The following is a 12,914-nucleotide window of genomic DNA, read 5'->3' as shown; positions in this document are numbered from 1 at the left end:
GGGCCGAGGCCGAGGGTCGCGTGAACCCCGAGACCGTCTACGACTTCGTCTCCACCAACGACATCATCGGCGGCAACTCCGGCTCGCCCGTCATCAATGCCGACGGCGAAGTGATCGGCACGGCCTTCGACGGCAACATCCATTCGCTGGGCGGCGCGTTCGGCTATGACGGAGAGCTGAACCGGACGGTCTCGGTCTCCACAGCCGCCGTGACTGAAGCCCTGCGGAACGTCTATCGTCTGCCGCACCTGCTGGAAGAACTGGGCGTGGAGTAACACCCGACCTTCTCCCGGTGGGAGAAGGGGGACCCGCGCATCGGAGCGCGCAGCGCGGAGGTCCTTGCGCGGGGGATGAGGGTTCGGTGGTTCCGCAGGGTCCACCCGACCCTCACCCTGCGCGCTCAAGAAGCGGTCTGCTTCGCATCCCGCTGCGCGCAGCCCTCTCCCGCCGGGAGAGGGGCCCTGCCTGATGGAGACCACCATGCGCCTGTTCCTCACCGCCTCCGCCGCCGCCCTGGCCCTGGCCGCCGCATCGTCCGCCTCGGCGGAGGAGGGCATGTGGACCTATGACAATTTCCCGATCCAGCGGGCCAATGCGGCGCTGGGGACGGACATCGATCAGGCGTGGCTGGACCATGCGCGCCTGTCGTCGGTGCGCCTGACCACCGGCTGTTCGGCGGGCATCGTGTCGGGCGAGGGGCTGGTGATGACCAACAATCATTGTGTCTCTTCGTGCGTCCAGAACATCTCGACGCCTGAGGTTCAGTACGCCGAGACCGGCTTCACGCCGGCGAGCCGAGAGGAGGAGCGCCGCTGTCCCGGCATGCAGGCCGAGGTGCTGATCGACATTTCCGACGTGACCGACCGCATGCAGGCAGCGGGTCAGGGGCTGGACGGTTCGGCCTTCACCCGCGCCCGCGACGCTGAATCCGCCGCCATCGAGAGCGAGGCCTGCGAGGGCCAGGGCGACCTGCGCTGTCAGGTGGTCAGCCTGTATCGCGGCGGCCAGTTCAAGCTCTACACCTTCCGCAAATACGCCGACGTCCGGCTGGCTTTCGCCCCGGAGGAGCGCGCCTCGTCCTTTGGCGGCGATCTGGACAATTTCAGCTTCCCCCGTTTCGCGCTGGATGCGGCCTTCCTGCGCCTTTACGAGAATGATCGGCCGGTCGCGACCGAGACCCACTTCACCTGGAACGCCGACGCCCCGACGCCGGGCGAGGCGGTGTTCGTCTCGGGCACGCCGGGGTCGACCCAGCGCCTGCTGACCCAGGACCAGCTGGCCACCGTGCGCGACGTGGTCCTGCCCATGGACCAGCTGATCGCCTCCGAACTGCGCGGACGCCTGATCCGCTTCTCGCAGGAAAGCGACGAGAACCGCTTCATCGCCTCGTCGGCCCTGTCGGGGGTCGAGAACACCTACAAGCGCGGCATGGGCCGAATGCGGGCCCTGATCGACGGCGACTTCATGGGACGCCGCCAGACGGCGGAAGAGGAGTTCCGCGCCCGGGTCGCCGCCGATCCGGCGCTGGCGGCCGAGGCGGGTGATCCGTGGTCGGCGCTGGCGGCGATCCAGCCGGTGCAGGCGCGGCTCTATCCGGCTTACAGCCTGCTTGAGGGCCGCGCAGGCGGCGGTTCACGCCTGTTCGGCTTCGCCCAGACCTTGGTGCGGGCGGCGCAGGAGCGGGGCAAGCCGTCGGGACAGCGCCTGCCTGAGTTCGCCGACAGTCGCCTGCCGCTGGTGCAGCAGCGTCTGTTTGCGGACCTGCCCACCTATCCGGCGCTGGACGAGCTTCAGCTCAGCTGGTGGCTGTCCAAGACGCGCGAGATCCTGACCGTGGACGATCCCCGTGTGCGCGCCCTGCTGGGCGATGAATCGCCGGAAGGCATGGCCGAGCGGCTGGCGTCCGGCTCGACCCTGGGCGACCCGGCCGTGCGCCGCGCCCTGTGGGAGGGCGGGCTTGAGGCCATCGAGGCCAGCAACGATCCGCTGATCCGCTTCGCCCTCGCCATGCAGCCCATTAACCGCCCCGTCCGCGAGCAATGGGAGGCCGAGGTCGAGGCCCCGACCGCCCGGGCCAGCGAGGCATTGGCCGCCGCGCGCTTCGCGGTCTACGGCGACGACGTCTATCCCGATGCCACCGGCACGCTTCGCCTCAGCTTCGGCAAGGTGGAGGGCTGGACCTACGAGGGTCGGACCGTGGAGCCCCTGACCACCTTCGCGGGCCTGTTCGATCGGGCCACCGGCGCCGATCCCTTCGTCATCACCCCGCGCATCGCCGCCGCCCGCGACCGCATCGACATGGACGCGGTGATGAACATGTCGGTCTCCACCGACACCATCGGCGGCTCGTCAGGCTCGCCCGCCATCAATGGGCGCGGCGAGATCATCGGGGCCAATTTCGACTCCACCGTCCTGACCCAGCGCAACGCCTACGGCTACGACATCAACGTCAACCGCAGCGTCATCGTCACGACCCAGGCGGTGACCGAGGCCCTGCGCAACATCTACGGCATGGACCATCTGCTGGCGGAGCTGGGCGCGGACTAGGGGATGGTCTCATGGGTGATGCCGGGCGACCTGCCGAACAGCGCGCGTCCGGAACCGCCGCTATGGGTGGGGAGCCGCCATTCCCATCTTGCCGAACAGCCGACCTTGAACGGGGCGCGTAGGGCGAGCGTTTCCTAGAACGCGGTGACGTGATGCAGTCAGTCGGAACCCCTCGGCCTGCGCATGGTTTCCTAAACGGTAGAGGAGACAGCCATGAGCAAGCACCCGACTCCCCAGGACCAACCGGTCAAAGGGACCGACGATCTCGAGCGTAACCCCGGCATCGGCCAAGGCGGCGGAGTGTACCGCCGCGAGGGTCTCGAACCGATTGAAGGCGAAAGCACGGTGGTCGGCGACACTGCCAACAACGTCCAGCCGGATGGGTCGATCGATCCAGACGATCGCGGCCGGAAGAATCGCTAGCACTTCAAATTGGCGAACCCGGCAGGCCGGGCAGCGGCGGGAGCACTCGCGGCAACCTCGGGCAAGTCTGACACCACGCGATGCGTACCGCCGAGCCCAACCGAACGAAATCTCGTCGCGATGCCCAGCCGCGGTCGCCAATACAGGATTCAAATAATGACCCAGCTACGCTACCCGGACGGGACCTTTGTCGTCGTCGCCAGCGGCGAGGAGGCCAAAACGTTTCATGCAAAGGGAGGGTCTCTCACGCACGACGCCAACTGGACCCCGACCAACCTGGCCGACGAGGGACCCGCGGGAAAGAGCCCGCCGGATGCATCGGGCAAAGATCTCAACGAAGCAACGTTTTCAAAGCAGATCGCCGAACGGCTTTACAAAGCCGCAAACGCCGGGGCCTTCGACCAGCTCATCCTGATCGCCGATCCCGGCACCCTGGGTGAAATTCGGCCGCTTCTTCACCAGATCGTGAAGGACAAGCTTGTCCTTGAACAGGCCAAGACGCTGATCAACTCGCCTGTAGAGGCCATCGAGCGCTCGCTGCAGGACTAGGGGCGATGGCAGCCGCAAGTCCTCTCACAAGCTAGAACCGCGCCCGCGTCTTTGATGGATGGCCGAACACCGGACGCTCCCAGCGCAGCCGACCAGTGAGAACCACACGTCAGCCTGCGACCAATCGAATGACCGCAACGGGTCGTGGGCACACACGGACTTCTGCCTGTGAGCGAAGCCCTGGCCTCGGCGATTTTATGAGGGCGCGCCCCGGGCCTCGCCTCCTCAATCCGATGAGGGATCAGGCCAGATCGCCCACGGCGGCGTCCAGCAGCAGGAAGGCGCGGCCGGGGTCGGTGGCGAGGCGGGACAGGACCGAGTAGCCCTCGCCGTCCTCGCGGGCCGCCTGCGACAGCTGGCGGGCCATCTGGCGCACATAGTGCTCCACGTCGGCTTTCAGCTCCGCATCGCTCAGCACCCGGCGCGACACGCTGCGCACGGCCGCCGGGGCGATGCGACGGACGATCTGGCGCGCGCGGTCCGGCTCGCCGTCCTGGAAGGCGGCGGCGGCTTCCTCGACCCGGGAACGGGGCAGCAGGGCGTTGGGGTCCACGCCCATGCGCCGGATGGCCTGGGTGATCCGTTCGCCCAGGGCCTCGTCGTCGTCGACCGGCGTCTCCAGATCCAGCGGCGCATCCTGACTGGCGTCGTCGTCCACCAGATCCTTCCAGCTGAGGCTGCGGTCGGCGTCGCTGTCCTTCCCGCGCGGGGGGGCGGCCGGCTCCAGCTTCAGGCGGCCGCGAAGACCGAAGCCGCCCGAAGGCTCCTGCTCCGCCGGGGGGGATTTGGGACGGACGGGGGCGGACTTGTCCGTCTCGGGCGCCTTTTCCGCCAGCACCTCGCGGCGGCGCTGGGCGGCCACGGGAGAGTCACCGGACACCACCCCCATCAGCCGCACGGCCTCGGACAGCATGTCGTAGTTGCGCTTGACCCTCTCCTGGAAGGCGGCGTCCAGGGCCTCGGTGTCCTCGGCCGCCTTGCGGGAGGCCTCACCGAGCGCCCTGAGCCCCTCCTCCACAGTGGCGCGCACGTCATCCATGCGGCTGCGGGCTTCCTCCGGCATGCGGGCCGCCCGGACGTCCAGTTCGCTCATGGCGTCATCCACCTGACCGATGACCGCGTTCAGGCGCTCCACAGTCATCTCGAGACGTTCGACGGCCTTCTGACCCGCCTCGTCCACAAGAGAGGAGGTTTCGTCCACGATGCGGCGGGCCCCCTCGATGCGGCTGTCGGCGGCGTGGTCGGCCTTCTGGGCGGCGGCGTAGAGCGCCTCGCCCAGGACGTCGGCGCGGGCCTGGGCCTGGTCGGCGGCCTCGGCGGCGGCGGCGCGGGATTCCGCGGCCACGGTGTTGAGGGCCTCCAGCGCCCGGCGCGCTTCCTCGGCGACGGTGTCGCGGGCATCGGCGGCCAGGGCCTCGAAACGATCCAGCGCCTTGCGGGTCGCGCCGTCGAAGGCCTCCGCCTCGCGGCTGGAGAGCTCGCTGAGGGCGCGGAACTGGTCCGCCGCGGCCTCGACCAGATCGCGCAGGACCTCGACGCTGCGCGACGAGGTGTCGGACAGTTCGCCGCCGGCGGACCGGGCCGCCGACAGGGTCTCGATCAGCTGGGCCCGCTGGCTCTCGACCTGGGCCGAGAAGTCCTCCTGATCGGTGCGCAGGGCGTAGGCGGCGGTGACGAGGGCCGCGCGCTGCTGGCTGAGCCCCTCCTCGACCGAATGGATCTGCTCGGCCACGCCGGAGCCGGCGTTCTCGAGCCGGAGCGTCTGGCGCGACAGATCATCGGCGGCCAGACGGGCGGCGTCCTGGGCCTCCCCCGCGGCGGCGGCCATGTCGGCGGCGCGCGCGGCCAGGGCGGCCTCGGCTTCGCGAAGCTGGGTCTGGGCCAGGTCCGAGGCGTCCGCCACCATGCGGGACTGGCGCTCCACCACGTCCACCACATTGGCCGCCTGTTTCTCCAGCTCGCCGGAGAGCGTCTGAAGGCTGGCCCGTTCGCCGCCGAGCTGTTCGGACAGGCGGCGGGCCGAACGCTGGGCCGTCTCCGCCGCCTCGGTCAGGCGTTCGGTTTCTTCGCCCAGGGCCTGACGCAGGGCGGCCAGGTCATTGCGTGCGCGCTCCACCGCCAGGGTCGCCTGATCGATGTCCCCGCGCAGGGCGGTGACCATGCCGCCCGCGTGTTCGGCGGCGAGGGCGGTCGGCGCGACCATGGCGTCGGCCAGGGTGCGCGCGCGGCGGGTCTCGGCCGAAAGCAGGGCGCCCTGACGCACGGCCTGGGCGAGCAGGATGGCCAGGCCCGCCGGCGCCAAGGCCAGCAGGCTGTAGATGGCGATCTGAAGCGGATCCAGGCCGCTCAGCCCGGCGCCGGTCTGGAACGCGGCCCACGCGGCCACGCCGCCGATCCACAGCACCACGGCCAGGGCGGCGATCAGATAGGCGTGACGCCCGCCCGTCACGACGGGGGCGGGGGCGGGCAGGGCGGCCGGGGCAGGAAGGCCCGGCTCATCGAGGGTGGCGGGCGGCTGGGCCGCGTCATCACTCATCTGGGCGCGGATGTCGGCCATGGCGGCGGCGACGGCGGCCTCCTCGGCCTCGCGCGCCAAGCGCTGTTCCTCATCCTCGGCTTCGCGCGCCTTGCGTTCCTGTTCGGCCAGGCGACGGCGCTGCCGCTCGGACATGGGGCGTTCGGACGGAGCCGCCTCCGGCGCGATGTCGACCGCCTCGGGCGGGACGTCCGCCTTGGCTTCCGTTCTGGTCGACAGCCGACTGCGTTTGGTCATGGACAGAAGCCCCGTGGTCCGACGCGCGCATCACGGACGAGTTGAGGTTTCGCGCGAACGGAGAAACTAGCCGCTCGCGGTCGCCGCGCAAAGGTGAAGGCGGCGTATTTGCGTATCAGCAGTTGTGGGAGGGCGGGGGCGTGGTCAGCTCGGCGACCTGTTCGGTGCAATCGGCCATACGGCGCACCTCGCGCTCGGCCTCAGGCGGCGTGTTCACGTCCACGCCGAATTGCGCCAGGGCGGCGGCGGCTATGGCTGCCACCAAGCGGATGATCATCTGGATCAGCGTCTGCATCGCCGATCTCGCTCCCCCTGTCCCAGCGTCCTGTCGTTATGCGCCTGATCCAGCTTAGCCGCAACCTTGGCCATAATGTGTTGCCTTGACGGAACCACAGTCCCCGTGGAGCGTCTTCGATGCGTGGACGTGAATAAAGTCGTCACGCGACCACGTCACAAGGCGGGGCATGGATCAGGCGAACGAATGGCTGAAGGCGGGCGACAATTGCTGGCGCGTCGAACGCGCCGGGCGGTTCGCCGTGCTGGTTGAGAACGCCGCCTATTTCGAGGCCCTCGAATCGGCCCTGTCCAAGGCCAGACGATCCGTCGTCATCCTGGGCTGGCAGTTCGATCCGCGCACCCGGCTGGATCCCGAGACGCGGCCGGGCGACCGTCAGGCGGAGATCGGCCACCAGATCCGCATGATGATCAAGCAGAACCCGGATCTGGACATTCGCCTGCTGATCTGGAAATCGCCGCTGCTGATCGCGGCCTCGCAGGGGTTCTTTCCGCAACGGGCCCAGCGATGGTTCCATCGGCGCACAGCGGACTTCCGCCTGGACAGCCCGGGGCCCCTGGGCGCGTGTCATCATCAGAAGGTGGTGGTGATCGACGATGCGGTGGCCTTCTGCGGCGGCGGCGACATCGCCACGGACCGCTGGGATTCGTTGGAGCATATGGACGGCGACCCGCGCCGGTGCATGCCCTCCGGCGCCATCTGTCCGCCCCGGCACGAGGTGATGTGCGTGATGGACGGCCCGGCCGCCAGGGCGCTGGGCGACCTGGCGCGCCGACGCTGGTTCCGCGCCACGCGCGAAGCGGTTCTGCCCATCCAGCAGGCGGGGCTTGATCCGTGGCCCGAGGGCGTCGAACCGGACCTGACCGACGTGGAGGTCGGCGTGGCGCGCACCGAGCCCGCCTGGGGACGTCGCGCCGAGGTGAAGGAGAACCTGGCCCTGCACCTGGACGCCATTCGCCGGGCCAGGAAGCTGATCTATCTGGAGAACCAGTATTTCACCTCGCCGGTGATCGCTCAGGCCCTGATCGATCGCCTGACCGAGCCGGGCGGGCCGGAGATCGTGCTGGTCTCCACCACAGAGAGCCCCAGCTGGTTCGACCGCCTGACCATGGACACCGCCCGGGCCGAGGTTCTGATGCGGCTGGAGGCGGCGGATCACGAGAACCGCTTCACCGCCTTCTGTCCCCGCACCGAGGAGGGCCAGCGCATCATCGTCCACTCCAAGGTGACCATCATCGACGATGAGTTCCTGCGCATCGGCTCGACCAATCTGAACAACCGCTCGCAGGGCCTCGACACTGAATGCGACGTGGCGACCGTGGCGGACACGGACGAAGGGCGCGCCTTCGTGCGGCGGCTGCGCCACAGGCTGATCGCCCATTTCATGGCCGTGGACGGCGAGGCCTATGGCGCGGCCGAGGCGCTGTCCCCGTCCGTCGGCCAGACCATCCTGTCGTTCGGCGGGGACCGTCTGGTTCAACTGGGCCTGGAGCCGCCGACGCGCTTTGACCGCTTCATGGCTGAATGGCAGTTCGGCGATCCGCACGGCTCCGACGACGCCTGGTGGCCGTGGCTGAGGCGGCGCCGCAGTCGTCAGGCGAGGCTTGAATCCCCGGCCGCCGACACCTCGAAGTCGATCACCAGCGGCAGGTGATCCGAGGCCATGCGCGCCAGGGGCGAAGTCCCTGTCCGGGCGCCGGTGACGCGAATCTCCTCGCTGACGAAGCAGTGGTCGATGCGGATGGCCGGGAAGCCTGACGGGAAGGTCTTGAGGCTGGGCTTCAGGCCAAGACGCCGCTGGGCGTCCTCCAGCTTGCGCGTGAGGATCTGGTAGGGGCGGGTGATCGAGGTGGCGTTGAAGTCGCCGGTCAGGATGACGGGACCTTCAAGCTTCGGCGACCCGATCCACTCCCGGCCCATCAGGGCGGCGGCCTGAAGACGCTGTTCGCGCGGGATCAGGCCCAGATGGGTGGTCATGACGTTGATCTCGACCCCGGCCACATTGATCAGGCTCCACAGGGCGCCGCGAGGCTCCAGGCCCCGGAGCCCCGACAGGGTCGGCAGGGCGTCGGCGCGCACCAGGGTTTCGGGCAGGCGGGTCAGGATGGCGTCGCCGTACAGCTCCTTCTCCACCCGCATGGCGGGGTGGAACTGGAAGCTCATGTCCAGCCGTTCGGCGATGGCGTGGGCCTGGTCCACCCCGCCGGTGCGGGCGCGGCCCACGTCCAGTTCCTGGAGGCAGACGATGTCCGGCTCCAGATCGGCGATGACGCCGGCGATGCGGGCCACGTCCAGCTGTCGGTCGACGCCGACGCAGCGGTGCACATTGTAGGTGAGAAGTCGGGCCATGAACGCGGGACTATAGGCCTATGGGATGAAGCTTTTGAGCCCGAAAAGCGGCCCGAATGGGATCAGATTTCAACCAGCCGGTCCGGCAGTTCGTTCCGGTCCCGCGGCGCGGGCGGAAAATGCCGGGCCAGAACCTGTCCGCACCGGGCGATGGCGGCCTCATAGCCCTCCGCGGCCCGGTCGGCCTTCAGATGCCGCGCCATCGCCTCGACCGCGTCTATCCAGACATCCGCCTCGACGGCCCGGTGGATGCCCTCGTCGGCGATGATCTCCACGTGATGATCGAACTCGCTGGCGAAGATCAGCACCCCGGTGCGGTTCTCGGTGACGTGCAGGCCGTGGGCCAGGAACTGGCTCATGGCCGCGCGGCGGCAACGGCCGGCACGCAGGGTGCGGGGTGTCATCCCGCGCCGCACCGCCGGAATGCAGCCGAGCAGACAGACCAGGGCGAATACGAACAACTGGACCGCGGCGTAGGCGGCCAGGGTCAGGCCGACCGTGATCTCTGTCGCCGCCAGGTGCGCAGCCGTCCATCCGGCCGAGAAGCCCGGCAGCCATGAAGGATTGAAGCCGAACGGAATCAGCAGCAGCGGCACGGTCAGGGCCAGGCCCGCCGCCCAGGCCAGCACCACATCGGCGTGATGGGAGACCCGGTGGGCGAAGACGCAGAAGATTTCGCCGGATGTGGCCTGTTCCGCCTCGCGGATGGCGGCGGTGATGCGGGCGTGCTCCTCGTGGCCGAACTTCATCTCACCACCCTCCCGAGGCGCCGCCGCCCCCGAAACTGCCGCCGCCGCCGCTGAAGCCCCCGAAACCGCCCCCGCCGCCGAACCCACCGCCCGATCGGCCGCTGGAGCGGCTGCGCGCCGCCTCCGTCGCGGCCCAGATCAGGATCGGCGTCAGGCCGTCCCCGCGCCCGCGGCCCCGCCGTCCCGGCGCCCGGGAGGCGGAAACCGCGCCGATGACGCCCAGAAGAAGGAACACGCCGATGGTGATCAGCACCCCCCACACCATGCGTGGTCGGGGGCGCTCGGCGTCCGCCGCCCGGGCAAGGGCTTCGGCTTCGTCCAGGGTCAGCTGGGCGATGATGGCGTCGACGCCCTTTGTGATGCCGCTCTCGAAACCCGCCTGCCGGAAGTCCGGCAGGATCTCCTCGTGAATGATGCGGGCAGAGAGGGCGTCGGTCAGGATCGGCTCCAGGCCATAGCCCACCTCAATCCGCACCTTGCGTTCATTGGGGGCCACGATCAGCAGGACGCCGTTGTCATTGTCGCCCTGGCCGATGCCCCATTCCCGGCCCAGCTGATAGCCGTAGTCCTCGATGGGATAGCCTTGCAGGTCGTTCACCGTGACCACCACCAGCTGGTCGGTGGTTTCGGCTTCCAGGGCCGCCAGCCGCTCGGTCAGCTGGCGCTCCCGGTCCGGTGACAGCAGCCGGGCCTCGTCCACCACGCGGCCGCTCAGGGCGGGGAAGGTCTGGGCCGTCGCATGCCCTGCGGCCAGCCAGACGGCCGTCAGAACGATGATCCAGAGGAGCGGGCGAATGCTCACCGGGCGGGTGCGGTCTGGCCGGCGGCCGCGGGCGGCGCGTCCAGATTGAAATTCACCTCGGGCGCGGCCTGCGCCGCCTCGGTTGCCTGGAACGGCTGCATGGGCTCGGAGCCACCGTGGATCGTGCTGGCCCAGAAGACGCCCGGGAAGGTGCGCAGCTCGGTGTTGTAGTCGGCGACCGCCTCATTGTAGTCGCGCCGGGCGATGGCGATGCGGTTCTCGGCGCCCTCGAGCTGGGACTGCAGCTCAAGGAAGTTCCGGTTGGACTGCAGCTCTGGATAGGCCTCGACCACCAGCAGCAGGCGGGACAGGGCGCCGGCCAGTTCGGACTGCGACTCCTGGAAGGCCTGCATGGCGCCGGCGTCCTCCGGGGTGACATTGACCGCCGTGGCGCGGGCGCGGGCCTCGATCACCTCGTTCAGCACGGTGCGTTCCTGCACCGCCGAGGCCTGGACTGTGGCCACCAGATTAGGGACCAGATCGGCGCGGCGCTGATACTGGCTCTGCACGTCGCCCCAGGCGGCGCGGGCGCGCTCCTCCTTGGTGGGGATGGCGTTGACGCCGCATCCGGCCAGCGCCGGAATCATGGCCAGGGCGAGGATCGGACCCGCCCAGGAACGTCTTGCCGTCATCATGAAATCTCCCCGCCTGCCTGGGGAGACTATTCCCCTTCGACAGCGGCAGTTCAAGCGTCCGGCAGGACCTGGTCGAGCCCGGCGGACCGGCAGGCGGCCGTCCAGGTGTTCATCAGCAGGCAGGCGATGGTCATGGGGCCCACGCCGCCGGGGACCGGCGTGATGGCGCCAGCGACCTCCACGGCTTCGGCGAAGGCCACGTCGCCCACCACGCGGGTCTTGCCCTGGGCCGCCTTCTCGGGATCGGCCGAGGGCACGCGGTTGATGCCCACGTCGATCACCGTGGCGCCGGGCTTGATCCAGTCGCCCTTGATCATCTCCGGCCGGCCCACCGCGGCCACCAGGATGTCGGCGGTGCGGCACAGGGCAGGCAGGTCGCGGGTGCGCGAGTGAGCGACGGTGACGGTGCAGCTCTCGGCCAGCAGCAGCTGGGCCATGGGTTTGCCGACGATGTTGGAGCGTCCGACGATGACCGCGTTCAGTCCCGTCAGATCGCCCAGCTGATCCTTCAGCAGCATGACGCTGCCCAGCGGGGTGCACGGGACCAGTCCGGGCAGGCCCACCGCCAGGCGGCCCGCATTGACCACATGAAAGCCGTCCACGTCCTTGTCCGGGTCGATGGCCCCCAACACGGCGGAAGAATCGATGTGCGCGGGCAGGGGCAGTTGCACAAGAATGCCGTGAATGCCCGGATCGGCGTTCAGGTTCGCGATCAGGGCCAGGAGGTCCTGCTGCGAGGTTTCGGCGGGCAGACGGTGGGTGTCCGAGCGCATGCCGGAGGCTTCCGTGCGCTCGCCCTTGTTGCGCACATAGATCTGGCTGGCGGGATCCTCCCCCACAATGACCACCGCCAGGCCGGGCCTGAGGCCGTGGCGGGCGTGGAGATCAGCCACGGCGCGGGTGATGCGGTTCACCAGACCCTCGGCGAAAGCCTTGCCGTCAATGCGTTTCGCTTCGGCCATGATCGTCCTCGTCAGAAATCGTGTGCGGGGGGCGATTTACAGCCGCGCCGGTTCGGCGTCTATGATCGGCCCGAACTCAAGGGGGAATCCGCTCATGTCGTCCATCCGCACCCGCCTCGCCTGCGCGAGCGCCCTGGCTCTGGTCATGGCCGCGCCGTCGGTCGCCCAGGAGACGCCCTGGCTGACGCCGGATCAGCCGGTGAGCGGCATGCTGGAGGAGGGTGACGCCTACGGCCCGGTGGGGTCGTGGTCCGAGGAAGACCACCTGTACGACGACTACCTGATCCGCGCCGGGCCGACCCAAAGACTGGATATCAGTGTGACGTCGGACGACTTCGACTCCTATGTCTCGATCTATCGCGAGGGCGAGCAGGCGGACCCGACGCCTCTGGCCAGCGATGACGACAGCGACGGCTATCCGCACGCCCTGCTGCGTTTCACGCCGGACACGGCCGGAACCTGGCGGGTCCGGGTGCGCGGTTTCAGCCCGCAGGCCGCAGGCGCCTATCAGGTGAGCCTGACCGAGCGGGCCGCGGCCCCGGTCGAACCGACTCCCACACGCCTCACGCCTCGCGGGGAGGTTCAGGGGGCGCTGACGAGGGGCGAGGATCCTGAACTGGCCTATGACGAACTGTACGACGTCTATGTTTTCCGGGCCCGGGCGGGCGAACGCGTCCAGGTCCGGCTGAACAGCGATGCGTTCGACCCGATGCTCTATGTGGGGCGCGGTTCGGGACGGGCCTTCGAGGAGCTTGCGTCCAACGACGACGGCGACGACGGGCTGAACTCGCGCATCCTGTTCACGGCGCCGGAGACCGGCGACTACGTCA

General features: G+C 69.2%; 13 protein-coding genes. 6 read left to right on the top strand and 7 right to left on the bottom strand.

Features of this window, described 5'->3' with window-relative positions; all coding sequences use genetic code 11:
- The 4 genes from C0461_RS10665 to C0461_RS10650 form a co-directional block, all read left to right on the top strand.
- A partial coding sequence (locus tag C0461_RS10665; protein ID WP_292106692.1) for a S46 family peptidase occupies window positions 1-275 on the top strand: 275 nt, incomplete at its 5' end.
- 205 nt (window positions 276-480) lie between these two features.
- Window positions 481-2,547 (top strand): S46 family peptidase, encoded by a 2,067-nt coding sequence (locus C0461_RS10660; RefSeq protein ID WP_292106690.1) that lies wholly within the window; start codon window positions 481-483, stop codon window positions 2,545-2,547.
- A 213-nt stretch (window positions 2,548-2,760) separates the two neighbouring features.
- The gene (locus C0461_RS10655; RefSeq protein WP_292106688.1) at window positions 2,761-2,970 is read left to right on the top strand and encodes a hypothetical protein; all 210 of its coding nucleotides are present in this window, start codon (window positions 2,761-2,763) and stop codon (window positions 2,968-2,970) included.
- A 156-nt stretch (window positions 2,971-3,126) separates the two neighbouring features.
- Complete coding sequence (locus C0461_RS10650; RefSeq protein ID WP_292106686.1) at window positions 3,127-3,519, top strand: host attachment family protein; 393 nt, start codon at window positions 3,127-3,129, stop codon at window positions 3,517-3,519.
- A 241-nt stretch (window positions 3,520-3,760) separates the two neighbouring features.
- On the opposite strand, the gene C0461_RS10645 is transcribed toward C0461_RS10650, so the two are convergent.
- The gene (locus C0461_RS10645) at window positions 3,761-6,292 is read right to left on the bottom strand and encodes a tipN (RefSeq protein ID WP_292106684.1); all 2,532 of its coding nucleotides are present in this window, start codon (window positions 6,290-6,292) and stop codon (window positions 3,761-3,763) included.
- A gap of 115 nt (window positions 6,293-6,407) precedes the next feature.
- On the bottom strand, window positions 6,408-6,587 hold the full coding sequence (locus C0461_RS10640; RefSeq protein WP_292106682.1) for a hypothetical protein: 180 nt from the start codon (window positions 6,585-6,587) through the stop codon (window positions 6,408-6,410).
- Between the two features lie 169 nt (window positions 6,588-6,756).
- Between C0461_RS10640 and C0461_RS10635 the strand changes: the two genes are divergently transcribed.
- Window positions 6,757-8,241 carry a phospholipase D-like domain-containing protein gene (locus C0461_RS10635; RefSeq protein ID WP_292106680.1) on the top strand — a complete coding sequence of 495 codons (1,485 nt, stop codon included), beginning with the start codon at window positions 6,757-6,759 and terminating at the stop codon, window positions 8,239-8,241.
- On the opposite strand, the gene C0461_RS10630 is transcribed toward C0461_RS10635, so the two are convergent.
- From C0461_RS10630 to folD, 5 genes are all read right to left on the bottom strand, one after another.
- The gene (locus C0461_RS10630; protein WP_292106678.1) at window positions 8,181-8,936 is read right to left on the bottom strand and encodes an endonuclease/exonuclease/phosphatase family protein; all 756 of its coding nucleotides are present in this window, start codon (window positions 8,934-8,936) and stop codon (window positions 8,181-8,183) included. The two genes, C0461_RS10635 and C0461_RS10630, sit on opposite strands and share 61 nt — an antisense overlap.
- 62 nt (window positions 8,937-8,998) lie before the next feature.
- Window positions 8,999-9,685 (bottom strand): TPM domain-containing protein, encoded by a 687-nt coding sequence (locus C0461_RS10625; protein ID WP_292106675.1) that lies wholly within the window; start codon window positions 9,683-9,685, stop codon window positions 8,999-9,001.
- Between the two features lies 1 nt (window position 9,686).
- Entirely contained in the window at window positions 9,687-10,487 is an 801-nt protein-coding gene (locus tag C0461_RS10620) for a TPM domain-containing protein (protein WP_292106672.1), read from the bottom strand.
- Window positions 10,484-11,122, bottom strand: a complete 639-nt coding sequence (locus C0461_RS10615; protein ID WP_292106670.1) for a LemA family protein — start codon at window positions 11,120-11,122, stop codon at window positions 10,484-10,486. The genes C0461_RS10620 and C0461_RS10615 overlap by 4 nt, the downstream gene beginning before the upstream one ends.
- Window positions 11,123-11,172: 50 nt before the next feature.
- On the bottom strand, window positions 11,173-12,084 hold the full coding sequence (gene folD / locus C0461_RS10610) for a bifunctional methylenetetrahydrofolate dehydrogenase/methenyltetrahydrofolate cyclohydrolase FolD (protein WP_292106668.1): 912 nt from the start codon (window positions 12,082-12,084) through the stop codon (window positions 11,173-11,175).
- 94 nt (window positions 12,085-12,178) lie between these two features.
- Here folD and C0461_RS10605 point away from each other — a divergent pair.
- A partial coding sequence (locus tag C0461_RS10605) for a PPC domain-containing protein (protein ID WP_292106665.1) occupies window positions 12,179-12,914 on the top strand: 736 nt, incomplete at its 3' end.

It is taken from the genome of Brevundimonas sp., assembly GCF_013823285.1.
Classification (GTDB): domain Bacteria; phylum Pseudomonadota; class Alphaproteobacteria; order Caulobacterales; family Caulobacteraceae; genus Brevundimonas.
This window is presented reverse-complemented; position numbering and strand designations above follow the sequence as displayed.